The organism is Pseudoalteromonas sp. APAL1, assembly GCF_021532475.1.
In the GTDB taxonomy this organism is placed as follows: domain Bacteria; phylum Pseudomonadota; class Gammaproteobacteria; order Enterobacterales; family Alteromonadaceae; genus Pseudoalteromonas; species Pseudoalteromonas lipolytica_C.
This window is the reverse complement of the sequence record NZ_JAKGAW010000013.1, coordinates 24,342-42,663: the sequence shown is the minus strand read 5'-3', so window position 1 is coordinate 42,663 and position 18,322 is coordinate 24,342. Positions and strand designations below refer to the sequence as shown.

20 protein-coding genes are annotated in these 18,322 nt (G+C 40.6%); 3 read left to right on the top strand and 17 right to left on the bottom strand.

The window, feature by feature from the left end:
* Window positions 1-29 precede the first annotated feature (29 nt).
* Window positions 30-1,514, top strand: coding sequence for a tetratricopeptide repeat-containing sulfotransferase family protein (locus tag L1264_RS08675; RefSeq protein WP_199526932.1), 1,485 nt, complete (start codon window positions 30-32; stop codon window positions 1,512-1,514).
* On the opposite strand, the gene L1264_RS08670 is transcribed toward L1264_RS08675, so the two are convergent.
* The 9 genes from L1264_RS08670 to L1264_RS08630 all read right to left on the bottom strand — a co-directional run bounded on the left by L1264_RS08670 (window position 1,447) and on the right by L1264_RS08630 (window position 7,282).
* Window positions 1,447-2,349 carry an alpha/beta fold hydrolase gene (locus tag L1264_RS08670; RefSeq protein WP_199526933.1) on the bottom strand — a complete coding sequence of 301 codons (903 nt, stop codon included), beginning with the start codon at window positions 2,347-2,349 and terminating at the stop codon, window positions 1,447-1,449. The two genes, L1264_RS08675 and L1264_RS08670, sit on opposite strands and share 68 nt — an antisense overlap.
* Before the next feature lie 823 nt (window positions 2,350-3,172).
* On the bottom strand, window positions 3,173-3,574 hold the full coding sequence (locus L1264_RS08665; protein WP_199526934.1) for a hypothetical protein: 402 nt from the start codon (window positions 3,572-3,574) through the stop codon (window positions 3,173-3,175).
* Between the two features lie 3 nt (window positions 3,575-3,577).
* Complete coding sequence (locus tag L1264_RS08660) at window positions 3,578-3,784, bottom strand: hypothetical protein (RefSeq protein ID WP_199526935.1); 207 nt, start codon at window positions 3,782-3,784, stop codon at window positions 3,578-3,580.
* An 88-nt stretch (window positions 3,785-3,872) separates the two neighbouring features.
* On the bottom strand, window positions 3,873-4,589 hold the full coding sequence (locus L1264_RS08655; RefSeq protein ID WP_199526936.1) for a hypothetical protein: 717 nt from the start codon (window positions 4,587-4,589) through the stop codon (window positions 3,873-3,875).
* 123 nt (window positions 4,590-4,712) lie between these two features.
* A complete protein-coding gene (locus L1264_RS08650) occupies window positions 4,713-5,108 on the bottom strand; it encodes a hypothetical protein (protein ID WP_199526937.1) in 396 nt (131 codons plus the stop codon).
* Window positions 5,109-5,211: 103 nt separating this feature from the next.
* Window positions 5,212-5,757 carry a hypothetical protein gene (locus L1264_RS08645; RefSeq protein WP_199526938.1) on the bottom strand — a complete coding sequence of 182 codons (546 nt, stop codon included), beginning with the start codon at window positions 5,755-5,757 and terminating at the stop codon, window positions 5,212-5,214.
* A 21-nt stretch (window positions 5,758-5,778) separates the two neighbouring features.
* Window positions 5,779-6,252 (bottom strand): L,D-transpeptidase family protein, encoded by a 474-nt coding sequence (locus tag L1264_RS08640; protein ID WP_199526939.1) that lies wholly within the window; start codon window positions 6,250-6,252, stop codon window positions 5,779-5,781.
* Window positions 6,253-6,353: 101 nt separating this feature from the next.
* Window positions 6,354-6,611, bottom strand: a complete 258-nt coding sequence (locus L1264_RS08635) for an Imm32 family immunity protein (protein WP_199526940.1) — start codon at window positions 6,609-6,611, stop codon at window positions 6,354-6,356.
* 503 nt (window positions 6,612-7,114) lie between these two features.
* Entirely contained in the window at window positions 7,115-7,282 is a 168-nt protein-coding gene (locus tag L1264_RS08630; protein WP_199526941.1) for a hypothetical protein, read from the bottom strand.
* 385 nt (window positions 7,283-7,667) lie between these two features.
* On the opposite strand from L1264_RS08630, the gene rlmF reads away from it, so the two are divergent.
* Complete coding sequence (gene rlmF, locus L1264_RS08625; RefSeq protein WP_199526942.1) at window positions 7,668-8,573, top strand: 23S rRNA (adenine(1618)-N(6))-methyltransferase RlmF; 906 nt, start codon at window positions 7,668-7,670, stop codon at window positions 8,571-8,573.
* Window positions 8,574-8,583: 10 nt separating this feature from the next.
* Window positions 8,584-9,591 carry a low-specificity L-threonine aldolase gene (gene ltaE, locus L1264_RS08620; protein WP_199526943.1) on the top strand — a complete coding sequence of 336 codons (1,008 nt, stop codon included), beginning with the start codon at window positions 8,584-8,586 and terminating at the stop codon, window positions 9,589-9,591.
* Here the strand turns inward: ltaE and L1264_RS08615 are convergent.
* The 8 genes from L1264_RS08615 to L1264_RS08580 form a co-directional block, all read right to left on the bottom strand.
* A complete protein-coding gene (locus L1264_RS08615) occupies window positions 9,574-10,158 on the bottom strand; it encodes a thymidine kinase (RefSeq protein ID WP_135926501.1) in 585 nt (194 codons plus the stop codon). The two genes, ltaE and L1264_RS08615, sit on opposite strands and share 18 nt — an antisense overlap.
* A gap of 108 nt (window positions 10,159-10,266) precedes the next feature.
* Window positions 10,267-10,734, bottom strand: a complete 468-nt coding sequence (locus tag L1264_RS08610) for a methylated-DNA--[protein]-cysteine S-methyltransferase (protein ID WP_199526964.1) — start codon at window positions 10,732-10,734, stop codon at window positions 10,267-10,269.
* A 2-nt stretch (window positions 10,735-10,736) separates the two neighbouring features.
* The gene (locus tag L1264_RS08605) at window positions 10,737-12,086 is read right to left on the bottom strand and encodes a DNA-3-methyladenine glycosylase 2 family protein (RefSeq protein ID WP_199526944.1); all 1,350 of its coding nucleotides are present in this window, start codon (window positions 12,084-12,086) and stop codon (window positions 10,737-10,739) included.
* Window positions 12,087-12,157: 71 nt separating this feature from the next.
* Window positions 12,158-12,775 carry a superoxide dismutase gene (locus L1264_RS08600; RefSeq protein WP_199526945.1) on the bottom strand — a complete coding sequence of 206 codons (618 nt, stop codon included), beginning with the start codon at window positions 12,773-12,775 and terminating at the stop codon, window positions 12,158-12,160.
* Between the two features lie 15 nt (window positions 12,776-12,790).
* Entirely contained in the window at window positions 12,791-13,297 is a 507-nt protein-coding gene (locus L1264_RS08595; protein WP_199526946.1) for a hypothetical protein, read from the bottom strand.
* A 122-nt stretch (window positions 13,298-13,419) separates the two neighbouring features.
* A complete protein-coding gene (locus tag L1264_RS08590) occupies window positions 13,420-13,905 on the bottom strand; it encodes a GNAT family N-acetyltransferase (RefSeq protein ID WP_054552102.1) in 486 nt (161 codons plus the stop codon).
* A 127-nt stretch (window positions 13,906-14,032) separates the two neighbouring features.
* Complete coding sequence (locus tag L1264_RS08585) at window positions 14,033-17,143, bottom strand: efflux RND transporter permease subunit (protein WP_199526947.1); 3,111 nt, start codon at window positions 17,141-17,143, stop codon at window positions 14,033-14,035.
* A gap of 9 nt (window positions 17,144-17,152) precedes the next feature.
* Window positions 17,153-18,277 carry an efflux RND transporter periplasmic adaptor subunit gene (locus L1264_RS08580; protein ID WP_199526948.1) on the bottom strand — a complete coding sequence of 375 codons (1,125 nt, stop codon included), beginning with the start codon at window positions 18,275-18,277 and terminating at the stop codon, window positions 17,153-17,155.
* Between the last annotated feature and the right edge of the window lie 45 nt (window positions 18,278-18,322).

The following is an 18,322-nucleotide window of genomic DNA, read 5'->3' as shown; positions in this document are numbered from 1 at the left end:
ATAAAAATAATAAACATCGCCCCATCATTATGCTGTTAGAAAAAGCGAATCAACTACTTGCTGAAAACAAACTAAAAGAAGCAGAGTTTCATTTTAAAACGATTCTTGATGCTGAACCCGAAAATGGCGAAGCATTATTTGGTTTAGGGCGAATCGCTCTGCGCCTAGAACGCTATGATGCGGCAGTATATCTATTACAGCGAGCTTGCGAGCGACTACCGCACATGCTCGAGCCACTGCATGCCTTAGCGGATGCTTTTAATGGCGTTCACTCACCGCAAGATGCAGTGACTGTACTTGAATACGCAAAATCAATTGCCAGCCATAACCCTGAACCACATTATTACTTAGCCCAACACTATTTGACTTATGGCGAACTCGATAAAGCCTATAACATCTTAAAACATGCGCTAACTATGGGTAACTACCCTGTAAAAGCTTATATTTTATTTGAGTTGGTACAGTTTGCTCGGTTTAACAACGAACAAAACTACATAAACGAACTCCACCACTTCTTAACGTTAACCGATAACGTCCGCTTAAAAATGGTCTGTTACTACGCCCTCGGCAAGAGTTACGATGTACTTGGTGATACACAACAGGCGTTTGATTATTACAAGCTTGCAAATAAGTTTCAGTCTAAATTGACGCAATTTAAAACCGCTGAGCTAGTTCCATTTTATCAACGTGTTATTGAACAAAGTCACGCCCAATTAATTGCCTCACGCGATAAAACTTTTAAAGGGACAGTTACACCAATATTCATAATTGGTATGCCACGCAGCGGCTCTACACTCATAGAGCAAATGCTAACAAGTCATAGTGACTTTGCGAGCCTCGGAGAAGATGCCAGTATCAGTAATCAGGTTGTTGCTTATATTGAACAAAAAACTCAGCGCCCCTACCCTGATTGCTTAGCTGAATTAGATCAAGGGCTTATCAACACAGCCCGGAATATTTATATTGAACGCTTAAAGCAAGCACCAGTGGTGCGCCCCTTTATGATCAATAAACTACCTTCAAACTATCAATCACTTGGGCTAATTTATTTATTGTTTCCAAACGCTAAATTCATCAATATGCAACGGGATTACAATGCCATTGCTTGGTCGGTGTTTAGCAACTACTTCGCAGAAAATGAGCCCTACTTTTGTTCTCTACCCGAGTTTAAACAATACTATGATTTATATCAGCAGTTAATGGCACATTGGCACAACGTAATGCCAGAAGCTATTTTTGATTTAAGCTATGAGGAACTAGTGAGTGAAAGCGAACAAACATTAACAGCATTGTGTAAATTCTTAAACATTGAGTATAACAAGCAATTTTTAACTTTTTATAAATCGAAAAAACCAGTGGCAACGCTCAGTAAAACGGCTGTAAGACAGCCGCTTAACGACAAAGCAATTGATAAATATAAACGCTACGAGAGCGCTATGCACACGCTTATGAATGAGCCTCAAACCAGTTCAGCAGATCAACAAACTGATCAAAACGCGCCTGTGGGTGAGTAAGCATATTAATGTGATCATAATCGACCTTATGGCCAAATTTACGGCCATAAATGGTCATGGTTTGCTTGCCTGTGCCCGACTCTTCCATAAACTTTGCAATATCAATTGGCTGACATAGTGCTTTATCTTTGATACCCGCAACGTGCATGATAGGTGGTAGCGCTTTATCGGCTAATGCTTTGGCGTAATCAAAGCCATCATCGGTGTCGACCCAAGGTTTACGTTTAGCCCATTGCATGCTTTGGTAATGCGATTTACGGGTTTCATCATCACTGCCCCATTTCAGTTTTTTAGCCGGCACAAAACCATGCTTACGGGCAACTAATGGCGCCAAGCCATACCAAATCAAATTACCTTGAATATACTTGCTTGGATGATGGTTATACAAAGACCGTTTAGAACCAAAATAGCCGCAGGCTTTCACATCATCAATCAATTCAGGAAAACGGGCAAACACACTGTTCATCAACACCCCGCCCCATGAGTGAGCAACCCAATAACGAGCAGGCTCGCCTTCAAGCTGTTTAATTTTATCTAGAAATGCAGGAATATCTTCTAAAATGGCCTCGGTCTGACCATACTTTGCATGCTTTGAAATCGCAGGCTTACTCTCACCACGACCGCGCAAATCAGCTACATAGCATACATAACCATGCTCAGCTAAAAATGGCGCCAAGCCTTTATTGCTGTGGGTGTAAAAGATTTTGCCATTTTCAACAGCTCCATGCATAAAAAACACCGCAGGGCCTTTCGCATCAGTCTTACTGATACGACGTAAATGTAGAGTTTGGCTTTCGGCGAGTTTAATAAACACCGATTCTTGTTTAATCGTCACGTTTGACCTTTTTATTCTTATAGACTCATCGTACCAGTATTAAGTTACGCCAGTCTATTCAGCAAAGCAAGTGTGAAGTTGGCGAGTGCCACTCAAAATGAGAATCTCAGGCACGATGAGATTTTGATTAAATAGTAACACCAATGCAGAGCCATTATTCATTGATATGAGAAGTTCGACTTGCAGAAGCCTTTGGCTAAATGAGCGCTAATAAAAAGGCTATGAAAAAGTGCTGAAGAAGTTTGTTTGGTGATTATAATGCTACGTAATTAACATATGCGGAGGAGACAGCCTTTTGCCATTCGTGGTCTTAAGTTTATCATTGAGTGTGAACAGACGTTGAGCATGATAAATATCTAGACAAAAGCGTGTTAGAGTATTTATTTAGTAACGCTTTGCTAAGCGGCAATAAAATATCTGGCTCAAATTAGGTCGGGGTAGCGCAAGCCAAACGTTTTGAGTCCTTTGAAGTCACTTGTTATAGCGCGTTTTCACAAAAGCATGATAGGCAAAGACCTGATTTACTATCAATCAGCCTTTCTTCACAACACTCTTCTTCACACATTTTGCTTAAAAGAGTTCCATTGTAATTGCAAATGCAGCATTCATACAAACCCTCGGATTCGGTTAATTGATATGTCTTTGCACAATCATGAATAAATTCGTGATCCCAGAAGTCCATTTGCGAAACGACTTGGTAGCAACTTGGGCAATGAAATGATCTTTTCTTTTTATTGTAGTTAAAGTAAAGCTTAACTTTTGCTGGTGTTAATACTTCCATAACAGTTCTAAATTCGTTTAGTAATGCGTTTAAGGTATATGATTAAGTATTATCTTCTTCAAACATTTGGACTGAATTTACAGGAGTTTTGTCGAGATACTGCTTTCTAGATTCAAACCAACTACCTGTATCAAAAAAATAATGATAAGCAAATAATATAAATTCAATAACTTCCACAGGCTTTACAGTTAACGATTTGTCTACCGTATGCATGACCTTATTTCTAATAACTCGAAGTTTTTCATACCACTGTACAAATTGATCAGTAAATCTTGTTCCACAGACGGTATCATGTACTTTTAGCAAGTCTTGTGCATAAAGAGTTCTAAACAGTGAAAACTCAACATCCTTTTTACTGCAACCTTTTGGCCAAGATTGAGGGCTACCAGAAATTAGCAAATATGGAGAAACATTAGCTATTCTGCCTTTTATATAGAATTCCACAGCCTATTGCACGAGAGCTGTAGCACTAATTAGTGTTTGTTTGGCTGATCCCCAATATCTCTCACTCTCAACTGAATGTTTTGAATCATCAATTAGGTCGACTATTTTTTCAAACTCACTAATGAGTTCGACAACTGAATCCCTAGAGGAATTTAAATAATCCGTAGCTGCATTGAAAAAATCGTCTTTTGTTGGGAAATCAATAATCAACGCACACTCCTTTTCTCCATTGCGCTATAACGCCTTGCTAAGCGGACTAAAATGGTTGGTTAAAATCGCGTAGCGATAACCAACTGTTTTAGTTCCGTTTAAGCAACTTGTTAGATGATTTTCTTCGGCTAAATAACAAGCTAACAACTGGGAAAACAACACCAAAAGCTAAAGATGCAATAGAGATATATAAGCTTGTCTGTGAATCTGAAAGGTATTGCGTAACAAGCTTATTTTTTTGAGATAATTCATCAGAAAGCTTATTCAGATCGTTTGATACAACAAGATAATTTTCATCAAGTTTGACTCTAATGTTATCAAATAGATCCTTTTGATTTATCTCTAAGCCATCAAAAGGGTTTCTTTGCTGGTACTCCGCTATTAATGCCGAAATATTATTCATGTTATTGGAATCTGTTGAACCTTTTAAATAGCCCTGATTTTTAATATCTTTTAACACTGTCAATAAAGATACATCTTCTCGGTAATGATCTGACTTTTCATTATTCCACCGATAAAATAGCCCCCATTCTTGATCGAAAGTTGTTGAAAAATAGTGTTTTAAAGAATCCAAGTTAGCACCATTCCCAACCATCGTTGAAATGTCGGCTTGAACCTGAGATTTAGTTTTATAGAGTTGGTCATCACCGAACGCCCAACTCCATGCCCAGTAAATTAATAACCCCATAATTACTAAAGCTACAATACCTGCGACGGTATCATCATCTTTCTTTTTCACGGGTACTTCTAAAGTATTATCATTTTTTTCTAGATCATCTTCATGTATATCTTTTACAGCTTCCATTAATGGCTTCCATATTCGTTATAATCATCTAACGCCCCAATCAGGGGCTTTTAAATGTTGGCTAAAATGTGAAGCGAAGCGGAACCGAGCCAACGGTTAAAAGTCCCTGCCTGCATTGGCTTGTTAGGTGTTACCTACGCTAGACCACTTAATATCAGTGATGTCATCGGTTTCTTCTAGAATTTGTCGAACTGCATCTATTAAAGGCTTAGCTAATTCAAGAGGTGCCTTATTTCTACCGAAAAAACCTTTGGCATATGGCTCAAGAAAGCATTGCCACTCTGTCTGCGAACCATCTACGTTGCCACAACATAATCTATATTCGTTGTCACCCAAAAAGTGTTCCACATACCAGCCCCAATCTTCATTCTCAGGGTAAGAAGTAACGATACCTTTTTGAGCTAATTTCTTACTAATCCAAAAAGCCAGTTCTGCCCCATAAACCTCAGGGTTAACCTGAGAGTCATCTGGTAAAAAGGGTTTGAACATATTGGACTTAAAACTTACTGACGTATCCATACGCAACACCTAACGCCCCATTCAGGGGCTTTTTATAGTTGGCTAAAATAACGAACGTAGTGAGGGAAGCCAACTGTAAAAAGTCCCGCACTGCAATGGCTTTTTAGGTGTTACGATGCACGATAGTTGGTTTTTCTCTAGAAAGTACATGAATCCAATCATCTGCAGTTTGGACACAATAATGAACGATTTGATCATCTTGTGGTGTAACGTTAAACAAAAATGTACTTTCTTTTAGATAATTAAGTAAAGAAGAGTTTTTAAAAGTAATAATATTACCGTTTTCAGCGATTTCATCTTTGCTAAAATCATTAGCGCTTTCGCCTATGACTTGATAATAAAGTGCATCGTCAAATTGGATAAAATAGCCGAGAGATTCATCTTGAACTTCAATAGCTCTGAGGTTTGAGATTTTACTTCCTTCAACGATCTCCAAATCTTCTTTTTGAGTCGAAAGCGCAGCTTGACTTAAAGTTATAGTCAATTGTCCATCATGTGATTCAACAGAATCTAAGAATAAATAATAAAACGGGATTTCGTCTATCTCGGACTTCAACTTGTAACACCTAACGCCGCAATATGGGGCGCAAAAAGCTTGGCTAAAATTAGGAACGAAGTGACGCAAGCCAAGCTTTATGCGTCCCATCATAATTGCCTTGTTATATGCCAATTACCACTCTATTTGGATTTTTGTGCCTACTTTAACCAAATCCATGAATTCGTCCATTTCTGAATTTGTTAAAGCAATACAACCATTTGTCCAATTGAAATTTTGAGTAATTCCAGACAACCAACCCAACCAATTCCTTTGCCCATGCACCATGATAAAACCTCCAGCAGAAACACCTTTTCTTTTAGCATTATCTAAATCAGCTTCATTGGGATAATTGATGTGCATTGCTCGGTAAAAAGAAGAATCTTCTTTTTTATAGTCTAATGTATAAACACCTTCGGGAGTTTTCTGATCACCTTCTTGTTCCTTGTGACCTTTGGGTGCACCACCAAAAGCAACACGATATTCTTTTATTACTTTACCATTATCCAGTAAATACATTTTATTTTCTGACTTATCAACTTTTACTAAGTTAACCTCGGCAAAAGTTGAAAATGATAGAATACTCAAAATTAACGCAAATAGTTTCATGGCATATAACGCCGCAAATAAACGGCAAAAATTAGTTGGCTAAACTTGTGAGGAACGAACAAAGCCAACTGATTTTTGTCCGCCCTTTTTAATTTGCTTTGTTATATGCCTGTTGTCTCTATTTTATGGCCGTAAATAACAAGGTGATTAATAATCTCTCGAGACTCGGGGTTACCAATTAACTCATTGGTTAACTCATGACCTCCCCAATCTTCTGTCATTAGATGATCATGTGCATTTCCAGGCTTTTCGGCTTGCGCTGCAATAGCCTCTAATCGAGATGCTAACCAGCGAAGCTTTTCTGGTGATGCATGAATGAAAACTTGTTCAGCTTTTTCGTCTTTTTCTAAAGTTAACATCCGAACCCTTTTGGCATATAACATGTTTATAGCGAGCTAATCGCGCGTTTTTCTACCACAGCGTAGCTCGTTTTTCTTATTAGATTATTTCTAACAAACTTGTTAACTAATTACTAGTGTTATTAAAATTTAGGAGTTCTCGCTTTTACCTCAGGATAAAAACGAGCGATTGGGTCGTTTTTCTGACTATGCAAGCAATATATTTTGACAAAATAGAAAAGCAATTGCGGACGTTCGAAGCCCGCTTTTTGAGAAATTCGCCAAACACGTCTTGGGGCAGAAACAAGTTAGCTTTTTCATCTGTCCGCTTTTTAAAATCAGACAAAATAGTACCGCGCGATCTAAACTTTATGTTACATAACACCCTTATTGCTCAATTACTTGTACTATTTTCTTTTCTGCTTCCTTCATAGTTTAAACTAACGTCTTACTCAAAAAGCATTATTTAACGCAGCGGCTGCTGTTTCGTATTTATAATATTAATCAGCTGTCACTTACCTCAATTATTCTTTACACTCAAAACCTTTAGAGTCAACTTTGGCAATGTTGTCTTTATTGCCACACGCTTTAATTGCCATTTCAGTGTGATTGCGCTCATTGTATTGTTTAGCAATTGCGCCAAGGCTTAGCAAAATTACTACAGCTATCACTATTTTTTTAAATTTAGACATAAACATTCCTTTGAAAACAGACTACTTAAAACACAACGATATTGCTCTTTTGATGGGGCATAGAGGCTCACATTACCAGTTGCTTGAGACGTAAAGGTAAAAGGACAAAGAAAGATACTATTAGTCATTTTTTATAAGCTTCCTCGTTGTTTTTAATATTCAATTAAAATACACAGAAGCTCGATTCCTTCGATTGTCTTTAACAAGATAAAGTGCTTCATCTGCATTTTTAATTATTTTTTCTAAGTATTTCAAGTTAAAAATGATTTTTGCATATCATGTTTTTAATGAGACTAAGCAAAAATATCCACCGCAAACTAACTCAGAGCAAAGATTTATTTGGTACAATCAGCCTTTGATATGGCTAACAGATAGGTTTTCCTTAATGCATCCGCGAAATCGCCACTTAAATGGCTACGACTTTACTTTGCTATGTAAAGATACTCCTGCCCTAACACCTTATATAACGCAAACGCCAGCGGGCACTGATACCATTGATTTCACCAATGCATTAGCGGTTAAAACCCTCAACCAAGCGTTATTAAAAAGCCATTATAAAATCGATTTTTGGGATTTGCCCGACAACTACCTTTGCCCTCCTGTTCCTGGCAGAGTGGATTACATTCATCACTTGGCCGATTTATTAGCAAGCGATAACCAAGGTCATATTCCTACGGGTAAGCAAGTAAAAGTGCTTGATGTAGGCACGGGTGCAAATGTGATTTACCCGCTTACGGGTAATCACGAATATGGCTGGCACTTCACGGGCTCAGATATTGATGCTTTGTCTGTTAAAATTGCCAAACAAATCGTGCAATTCAACCGCCTTAAAATTAATGTTAAGCAGCAAAACAACGCCGATAAAATGTTTACGGGCGTGATATCGAATAAAGATGTCTTTCACCTAACTTTATGCAACCCACCGTTTCATGCCAGCGAGCAACAAGCCAAAGCAGGTACTGAGCGCAAATGGAAAAACCTAAACAAAGCACCACAAAAATCGCTTAATTTTGGTGGCCGCCAAAACGAGCTTTGGTGTGAAGGCGGTGAGCGCGAATTTATCAGTAAAATGTGCATTGAGAGCCAAGAGTTTGCAGAGCAATGTATTTGGTTTACATCGCTTGTTTCTAAGTCTGACACTTTACCGCATTTAAAAAAGTTACTTAGCACACTTGATGTGAAAGAGGTAAAAGTTATAAAAATGGCACAAGGCCAAAAAATAAGCCGCTTTATTGCTTGGAGCTATTTTGACCAAGCCGACCGCAAAGCCATTCTTAACGAACTAGTATAAGGATAATAAAATGATCGACTTTCGTTCAGACACAGTTACAAAACCAACAGCAGCTATGCGCGCGGTAATGAATGACGCCCAAGTAGGCGACGATGTTTATGGTGACGACCCAAGCGTTAATCAGCTTGAACAATTTGCTGTTGAGCGCCATGGCTTTGAGAGCGCCCTTTATTGCAGCTCAGGCACGCAAGCAAACTTACTGGCATTAATGGCACATTGTGAGCGTGGCGACGAATACATTTGTGGTCAACAAGCACATAACTATAAATTTGAGGGTGGCGGTGCTGCTGTATTGGGGTCTATTCAGCCGCAACCAATTGAAAATAATAGTGATGGCAGCATAGATTTAAACAAAGTTGTGGCTGCAATTAAAGCTGATGACTTTCACTTTGCTAAAACCAAACTACTTAGCTTAGAAAACACCATTGGCGGCAAAGTTCTCCCGCTAAGTTATCTTAAACAAGCCAGAGAGTGTGTTGATAAACATAACCTTGCTCTGCACTTAGACGGTGCCCGCGTGTATAACGCTGCGGTTAAGTTAGGCGTTGATATCACTGAAATCACTCAGTATTTTGATTCAGTGTCTATTTGCTTATCAAAAGGACTCGGTGCGCCGGTTGGCTCACTATTATTAGGTAGCAAAGCACTGATTGATAAAGCGCGCCGCTGGCGTAAAGTGCTCGGCGGTGGTATGCGCCAAGCGGGTATGCTGGCAGCTGCAGGCCAGTATGCACTTGAGCATCACGTAACAAGGCTTGCTGAGGATCACGATAACGCAGCGTATTTGGCAGAGCAGTTAAACACGCTAACTGGTTTTGATACGTCAACTTTTCAAATTGATACCAACATTGTTTACGCAAATGTTGCCGAACATATCGATTTAAAAGCAGTGGCGCATGCGCTAAAAGAGCAAAACATGCTGTTTTCACCGGGTAAACCACTGCGCTTAGTGACCCATTTAGGCGTCACTAAGCAAGATATTGATAGCTTTATCTCGGCATTAGCGGCCGAGATTTAACGCTTCTTTATAATGTTTGCGGCACACCGATACATATCGGTCGTTGCCGCCAATTTCTACCTGATTACCGTCTGCAATAGCTTTGCCATGCTCATCAGTACGCAATACATGATTAGCTTTGCGACCGCAATGGCACACCGTTTTTAACTCAATAAGTTTGTCAGCCCAGGCAAGTAGATATTGTGAGCCACTAAATAACTCACCCCTAAAGTCGTTACGTAAGCCATAACACAGCACCGGAATACCAAGCTCATCAACCACATCTGTTAATTGCATTACTTGCTCTTTTGATAAGAACTGGCACTCATCAACTAAAATACAATGGCGCTTTTGCTCTGCGTTTAATGATTTGATCAATTCAAATACATCGATATCAGCATCAAAAATATGGGCATCAGCTTGTAAACCAATTCGTGAAGACACCTTGCCAACACCTGCTCTATCATCAATAGCCGCAGTTAAAATAACCGGTTCCATACCACGCTCGCGGTAGTTAAATGCAGATTGTAAAAGTGTGGTAGATTTGCCTGCATTCATTGCAGAATAATAAAAGTACAGCTGTGCCATGATGTTGCCCAAATTTTAAAGTCGCAATATGCTACCCTAATCGCGCGGCAACATCATCTATTACCTTACTCTTATTACTTGAAACCTTGTCCCAGTAAAATTGCTGTTTTATAACAAGCCTTCGTGTTTAAGTAACCACTCTTTTCTTTCAAGGCCACCTGCATAGCCTGTGAGTTTACCGTTTGCGCCAATAATTCGATGGCACGGCACAATGATGCTAATGGGATTTTTACCATTTGCAGCGCCCACTGCACGCACCGATTTTGGGTTATTAATGGCAATTGCAATATCTTGGTAACTTCTGCTTTGTCCAAACTCAACATCAATCAGTGCACGCCATACTTGCTTTTGAAACTGGGTACCTTGGGTATCTAGCGGAACAGTAAAACGCGTACGCTCGCCGTTAAAGTATTCATTAAGCTCACTTATACATATTAAAATGGGTGTAAGGGTGTGCTCATCAACAGCCTCAGTTTGCATTGCAACCACCGGGTAAAAGCCAACGTAACTGATGCCTTTTGACGTACTTTGAATGGTAATATCGCCAATCGGGCTTGGCATAATAACTTGTTGCATACTCATAATTGTTGCCATAGTTGAAAAGTTAAATAAGAGCGAAATGGCGCGCAGTGCTCGCTATTAAATTCGCTTATACCAGCGAGGGCTTTTTTAACCCCTAAGTCGCCCGCCAATAAAATATCGGGGTGGCTTTGACCGCGTAGTTTGGCGTAATTAACTGTCCATGGGCCAATGCCTTTGAGCTCTAACCAATTATCAAGCTCTTGATTATCTGGGTTTTTCTGACAATAAGCACTTAAACGCCGTAGCGCATCTTTGCGTGATTGTGGCATTTTAAAAAAGTCGAGTTCAGAATTGGCAACCCATTCAGGGCTTGGAAAATAGTGGTTATTACTTTGCTGATTAAACTCATTTACAAGCTGTGTTACTAGGTTATGAGCCGCTGTAACACTTACCTGCTGACCAAGTACCGCACGAATACCTGCTTCATACTCAGACCAAATTCCCGGCAAACGAAGTCCAACACAAAGCGGCATTGCGCCTTTTAGCTCTGCATTTAAATGCTGTTCAATAGTGTGCGTGTCGGCATCTAAATCAAGCACACGACGAATGTTATGGATCACTTGCTGTAAATAGCGGGTGTTATCGATATCAATAACCACTTTAAAATGGTTTTTATGCTCAACAAAATGTGCGGTAAATTGCCCTTGGCAATGTTTATCTTTAAAAGTGCGACCATAGCTCGTTGCGCTTAGCCATTCTAGACCACTAATTAAGCGGCGCTGTAAAAAGTCATGGAGTGCTTGCCAGTTATAAGGCGGCCTAAATGCTAGTGTTAAAGTTAATGTTGATGCTGGTTTTTTATCTGACTTGCGTAACTTTGACGGGGCGATATTTAACTGCTTTAAAAAAGCATCATTAAAACGACGAATACTATTAAAGCCTGCCGCAAATGCGATATCAGCTACCGACAAATCAGTTTGTTGTAATAGCTGCTTGGCAAAATTGCATTGGTTAAATAATCGATATTGGGTGATCGACAGTCCAAAATGTTGGTTAAACAAACGGCGTAAATAGCGGCTCGACACCCCTAGCCTCTCTGCTAAAACCTCACAGTCGTAAGCCTCGCCTTTATCAATTAGTTGTTTGGCACGTAATGCGGTGGTTTTAGTACCTAACCAAGCTGGGCTATTCGGGGCACTGTCTGGGCGACAGCGAATGCAGGGTCGAAAACCATCTTGCGCAGCCAAGTGCGCATATTGATAATACTCAACGTTCTTTTCTTGTGCCGTTGGTGCGGGGCAAATGGGTCTGCAATAAATGCCGGTGCTTTTTACAGCAACAAAGAACACCCCATCAAAGCGTGGGTCGCGGCTTTGTCTTGCAGTTTGCCATTGTTGGCTAGTCATAATTATTCTCGTTACACGCTAATACCGTTAGCTTAACTGAATATTATTTTTTGACTAGCCAGTTTCGGACCTTAACTATTTTTAATTGCGGCTAAATATCGGCGCTCAACTTCCGGCCAATTGATCACTTCGTAAAATGCCGCAATATATTCAGGACGACGATTTTGATACTTCAAGTAATATGCATGCTCCCACACATCAAGCCCTAAAATAGGCGTGTGATTTTGCATTAGTGGGCTATCTTGATTAAGGCTACTTTCAACAACCAACTGGTTATTATCATCAACACATAACCACGCCCAGCCACTGCCAAAGCGGCTTACCGCTGCATTAGTAAATTGCTCTTTAAACTCATCAAAGCTACCAAATGTATCAACAATGGCTGCATTTAACTCTGCACTTGGCATACCGCCGCCATTAGGTGACATAACTTGCCAAAATAATGAGTGATTATGATGGCCACCCACATGCTCTTGCACTGCTTTTTGTAATGACTCAGGCATTGATGAAATAGTGCGTAATAATGTTTCAGCATCTTGCTCAGAGTAATGACTGCCCTCTAGTGCAGCATTTGCTTTATTGATATAGGTTTGATGATGCAAGGTGTGATGAATTTCCATGGTTTTCGCATCAATGTGCGGTTCAAGTGCATCATAGTCATACGCTAAATCGGGTAATGTAAAAGGCATACTGATTCCTTATCGTTAATGTAATAACTGCGTTTTGTGGGGATGGTCAGCTAATAGCTGATTAATACGGTTAATGAGTGTCGGAAATGCCGATGCCATGCTGGCAAACTTAACCAGTTCATAATAGGTTTTATGATGATGGTGCAGCACCAAGGTGCGAACCTGTTGCTCTGGGTGATTCAAAAGCACACTTAATCGTTGATGAGCATGGCAAAGCCACGTACAGGCTTTATCGGGTTTTTGCATTACTTTAAAGGTGTCAGCTAGATTCAAAGTAGCAACAACAAATGCTGCAATACAATGTTCTAGCGAGCGTGTTACCGACTGATTGACTGGGATATTAGAAAATTGCGCAAGAAGTGTTTCGGCGCAGCTGCTTGCAACCGTGTAATGATCACGTGCAGTAATAAGCTCGCCAGATTCAAATGCTAAGTTGCCTTGATAAATTGCACTTTGCCAAGGGGCAAGCGCATCATCAATGGCGTTTGCAGTTAAAGGTGTGTGGCGTGTTGTTTGAGTCATAAAAATCACCTGCACTTATACCAATCTTTGTATGTGTATTTAAACTACACACAGAAAATCTTAAATGCAAATGATTTTTATTTATATTGGTGTTTGTCAATTTTGAGCTATATCAACATTACTTATTGATGCGCAAAGTCGATAAGCTCTTGGCCTGTCAGGCGGTAAATAATCCATTCGTTTTGTGGTTTAGCACCAATGCTGTCGTAAAAATCAATGGCTGGTTTATTCCAATCAAGTACCACCCACTCAAAACGACCACAGTCTTTCTCAAGTGCTTGCTTAGCTAGATATTGCATAATTTGCTTACCAGCACCTTTACCACGGCTATCAGCACTGACGTAAAGATCTTCTAAATACAAACCATTTTTGCCAAGCCATGTAGAGTAATTATAAAAATACACTGCAAAACCAATTGGCGTGTCGCCCTCTAAACAAATAACACTATGAGCCGTAGCACCTTCACTGAATAACGTTTTTAAAATAGCTTGCTCGTCTGTTTTAACTGCGTCGGGTTCTTTTTCGTAAATAGCAAGTTCGGTAATAAAATGTAGGATTGTTGCAGCATCACTCGCGACTGCCGGACGAATTGTAATTGCGTTACTCACTCTGTATTCCTTTTTTACATCATTATTGTAAAGCCCAGTTTATAAGGGCTTTAGTATGGTGTAAACGCCCTTTACAGAAATACATGGCATTAAAAAAGGGGCAACTAAAAGTTAGCCCCATTTTGCTTTATTTACTCATCGACTTATAAAGTACCGGCAGTACAAATAAAGTTAAGAATGTTGCACTGACCAAGCCGCCAACAATAACCGTTGCAAGTGGCTTTTGTATTTCAGCCCCTATACCTGTGCTTAGGAGCATTGGAATTAGTCCAAGCATTGAAGTAAGCGCAGTCATTAGTACGGGTCTGAGCCGTGAAACAGCTCCTTCAAATACCGCTTTATCTTTGCTATCGCCGTGACCCACTCGGTGATTAATGCTTTCAACCATCACCACACCATTCAATACAGCAACACCAAACAGCGTAATAAACCCTACAGAACTAGGTACAGATAAGTATTGCCCAGAGACATACAATGCAATCACCCCACCAATTACAGCGAGAGGAACATTAACAAGAATAAGCACCACTTGCGATAAGTTACTAAAGGCAAAATAAAGCAATAACGCAATCAGTAATAAGGCCACTGGCACCACTATCATTAGCCGCTTTTGTGCCCGTTGTTGGTTTTCGAACTGGCCGCCAATCGCCACGCTGTAACCACTTGGTAACTCCACTTTATCAGCAATCGCAGTACGAATATCCGCAACCACAGAGCCCATATCACGCCCTTGTACATTCGCTTGAATGACTATGCGTCTTTGAACATCATCGCGACGAACTTGTGGAGCGCCAGACTCAATCTGTACATCGGCTACATCACCTACCCTAACAATGGCACCCGCGGGGGTACGCAGTCGAAGATCAGCAATCACATTTGGGTTTTGGCGATAACTTTGCGCTATACGCACATAAATATCATAGCGCTCATTGGCATTAATAATTTGCCCTGCTGATTGCCCACCAATACCGTGCTGGACTACATCCATTAAATCAGCTACCGATAAACCAAAACGCGATAACGCCAAACGGTTGGGTTTAACTATAAGCTGTGCTTCGCCGCCTATTTGCTCCATCGCGACATCTTTAGCGCCAGGTATTTGCTGAACTAGCTGCTCAATTTGTTGGCCTTTTTCACTTAAAACAGCCAAATCACTTCCGAACAACTTAATGGCCAATTGAGCCTTTACACCCGATAAAAGCTCATCTACTCGGGTTGCTATGGGTTGTGAAAAGTTAAACAAAAGCCCAGGGAATTGCTCAAGCTTGGCTTCCATTAACTGTTGCAATTCGACCCGCGTTTTCGCGTTAACCCATTGCTCATGTGGCTTTAAGCCTAAATAGATTTCTATGTTGTTAACCGGTTCAGGATCGCCCCCCACTTCTGCCCGACCGATTCGGCTCAGCGCATATTCCACCTCGTTAAATTTAAGCAACATGGCTTCAAGCTTTGGAGCCACTGAGATTGCTGTTTCGAGACTTGCAGATGGAGCAAGAGTCACACGTAGATTAATCGTGCCTTCTTCAAGTTCTGGCACAAACTCAGTACCTAGCCTTGGTAGCATAACAGCCGCTACAATCAGTAATAACCCTGCAATAGCTAAAACGCTGCGTTTAGCCTGCAATGCTTTTTGTAAAGCCCGTTGATAAAGCATATCGATAGGTTTTAGTAAGATACTTTGCTTTACTGTCACGCCCTTAGCAAATAAATAAACACACAGTGCTGGCACCACAACTAAGGCAACAATTACAGCGCTAATAATCGCAAGCATAATACTCACAGCCATTGGCTGAAATAACTTAGCCTCAACGCCTTCAAAGCTAAACAGTGGTAAAAATACCGTTAGAATAATCAAAGAGGCAAAAAAGATAGGCCGTGCGACTTCTTTTGCAGCAATTGCAACCAGCTCGGCGGGTGGCTTATGTTGATTGTGCTTCATCCCTAAGTGCCTAAATACATTTTCTACCATAACAACCGAGCCATCTACCAGCATGCCGATGGCAACAGCTATACCCCCTAATGACATTAAGTTAGCCGATAAGCCAAGCCATGCCATTACACTCAGTGCTAAACCAATCGAAATAGGGATCGACAATAACACCAAAAATGTTGCTCTTAAATCCAACAAAAATAGCGCTAATACTATGATAATAAATATAAAAGCTAAAAGCAGTGCATCAATAACTGTTTGTACCGCTTGGCTTATAAGCTCTGCTTGGTCGTAAATTGCTTTAAATTCAACCCCATTTGGCAGTGCTTGATTTATCATCTCGACACGCGCGTTAATGCCATCAATCGTTTGCTTGGTATTAGCGCCCATTCTTTTAAGCACGATACCTGTGACCACTTCACCACGATTGACTATTTCCCCTTGATCATTGCGTTTAGATAAGGTGACAGCGCCTTGGCGAATTTCACTGCCAAGCTCAACATTCGCAACATCAGCCACTTTAACGACCGTACCATCAATGGTTTTGATAGGCGTTTGCGCAATTTCAGTAAGCCCTTTTTCGCCTGGGGTAAACCAACCTGTACCACGAATAACCAGCTGCTCTTGGCCTCGGTTCATATACCAGCCACCCACATTGCTATTGTTAGCATCTAGTGCGTCACTAACATCTTGCTGTGTTAAGTCATAGGCTAGGAGTTTATTGGGGTTTAAGTTTACTTGATACTGCTTGACCTCACCGCCAAATGACAAAATATCGGTAACACCATCAATAGGTAATATAAGTAATTTAACCACCCAATCATTTAAGCTACGTAGTGCCATGCTATCTATGTTTGCATCTGGCTTTGCTTCAAGTAAATACTGATAAACTTGTCCAAGCCCTGATGTGTTAGGGCCCATTGTTGGCATACCTACACCGTCTGGGATCAACTCTTTAGCAGACTGCAAACGTTCAAAAACCAGCTGCCTAGCAAAGTAAATATCAACACCTTCTTTGAACACAACAGTGACGCCCGATAATCCCGTTTTAGAAATAGAACGAACTTGCTCTACATCGGGTAGTGCATACATAACCGCTTCTATCGGGTATGTGATCAGCTGCTCAACTTCTTCAGCCGCAAGCCCTGGTGCTTCGGTATTAACTGCAACTTGCACATTCGTCACGTCAGGAAAGGCATCTAAATTGAGTTTTGGGATCATAAATAAACTCACAGCAATCGCTGTAAGCAAGGCCAATAGCACCAGTAAACGATTTTTTATCACCGCTTCAATTAATAAATTAAACATGCGTCACCTCTAGTGGTTATGCGGATCAAATCCGCCTTTAGCTAGCTGTGATGCAATAAAAAAAGCACCTTGGGTGACAACCTCAAGTCCGGCTTCAATACCAAATACTTCGCGATAATCACCAAAACTTCTGCCAAGGGTTACTTCTTGGGCAGCAAAGCCGCCATCGTCATCAACAACAAATAATTGCCAGTCACCATCTGCGCTGCGAGTTAAAGCATTTTCTGGTACAGCAAGTACCGCTTGCTCTGTTTCAAACTGAAAATACACATCGGCAAACATGCCCGGATGCAAACTATGCTGAGTGTTTTTTACTTCGAGCCTAACGGTTCGTGAGCGTGTTTGTTCATCAATGGTATGTGCTTCTTGAATGACTGTTGCTAGATAGCGATTACCGTTTACTTCTAACAGCGCTGTCGAGCCATTATTAATAATACGGTCTTGGTTCGATGAAAGCTGAGCTGCAACCCAAAGCGCTGATTCATCAGCAATCAGCATCAACTCAATCCCCGAATCAACTCGCTGGCCTTGGGCGAAGTTATCGGTTAAAACAGCACCGGATGTTTGTGCAAATAAGGTATATTCGCCGAGTTTTTCTGGGCTTATAGTCAGTGTTTGAGTTATGGCTTGTTTTGATAAACCAAAGGCAACTAAGCGGCTATAAGCTACTTCATACTCGGCTTTGGCAGTCAAGATTTGCTTTTTGCTCACCGTGCCTGGTGTCATTTTAGTTAGCCGTTTTAACTCTGCTTCGGCCAATCTAAATTCAGTTTGCTGGCTGGCAACTTCGCCACTAAATAAGGTGACTAAAGAGTCACCTTTATTTACATGCTGCCCTAACAAGGCATGGCGCTTTACAACGATTGAATCAACGCGCGGTGACACCACATAACTGGCATAACCATTGGCTTTAATTTCGCCCGGTGCATATAAGGTTTGATTGTGTTTTTTCAGTACAAGGCGCTCAACCTTGATATTAGCTAGTTGCTGTTGCTGCTCAGTTAAATTGACTTCATTAGCATGCTCAGCTTGTTCATTTTCTTGATGTTCATGTGCTTCTTTCGCAGAATTATTTGTCACATACATAAAGCATACGCAAAGTAATGCGTAACGCATAAAATTTCTTAAAAACATATATCGTCTCTTACTTAAAATGGGCTAAGCCCAAATAAAATCTAA

Coding starts and splice junctions, on each gene's coding strand:
- L1264_RS08630 (WP_199526941.1), bottom strand. CDS start 7,282: ATGTCTAAATTTAAAAAAATAGTGATAGCTGTAGTAATTTTGCTAAGC.
- L1264_RS08650 (WP_199526937.1), bottom strand. CDS start 5,108: ATGGATACGTCAGTAAGTTTTAAGTCCAATATGTTCAAACCCTTTTTA.
- L1264_RS08610 (WP_199526964.1), bottom strand. CDS start 10,734: ATGCAACAAGTTATTATGCCAAGCCCGATTGGCGATATTACCATTCAA.
- L1264_RS08595 (WP_199526946.1), bottom strand. CDS start 13,297: ATGACTCAAACAACACGCCACACACCTTTAACTGCAAACGCCATTGAT.
- ltaE (WP_199526943.1), top strand. CDS start 8,584: ATGATCGACTTTCGTTCAGACACAGTTACAAAACCAACAGCAGCTATG.
- L1264_RS08600 (WP_199526945.1), bottom strand. CDS start 12,775: ATGCCTTTTACATTACCCGATTTAGCGTATGACTATGATGCACTTGAA.
- L1264_RS08605 (WP_199526944.1), bottom strand. CDS start 12,086: ATGACTAGCCAACAATGGCAAACTGCAAGACAAAGCCGCGACCCACGC.
- L1264_RS08655 (WP_199526936.1), bottom strand. CDS start 4,589: ATGGAAGCTGTAAAAGATATACATGAAGATGATCTAGAAAAAAATGAT.
- L1264_RS08615 (WP_135926501.1), bottom strand. CDS start 10,158: ATGGCACAGCTGTACTTTTATTATTCTGCAATGAATGCAGGCAAATCT.
- L1264_RS08585 (WP_199526947.1), bottom strand. CDS start 17,143: ATGTTTAATTTATTAATTGAAGCGGTGATAAAAAATCGTTTACTGGTG.
- rlmF (WP_199526942.1), top strand. CDS start 7,668: ATGCATCCGCGAAATCGCCACTTAAATGGCTACGACTTTACTTTGCTA.
- L1264_RS08635 (WP_199526940.1), bottom strand. CDS start 6,611: ATGTTAACTTTAGAAAAAGACGAAAAAGCTGAACAAGTTTTCATTCAT.
- L1264_RS08645 (WP_199526938.1), bottom strand. CDS start 5,757: ATGATGGGACGCATAAAGCTTGGCTTGCGTCACTTCGTTCCTAATTTT.
- L1264_RS08640 (WP_199526939.1), bottom strand. CDS start 6,252: ATGAAACTATTTGCGTTAATTTTGAGTATTCTATCATTTTCAACTTTT.
- L1264_RS08580 (WP_199526948.1), bottom strand. CDS start 18,277: ATGTTTTTAAGAAATTTTATGCGTTACGCATTACTTTGCGTATGCTTT.
- L1264_RS08675 (WP_199526932.1), top strand. CDS start 30: ATGCTGTTAGAAAAAGCGAATCAACTACTTGCTGAAAACAAACTAAAA.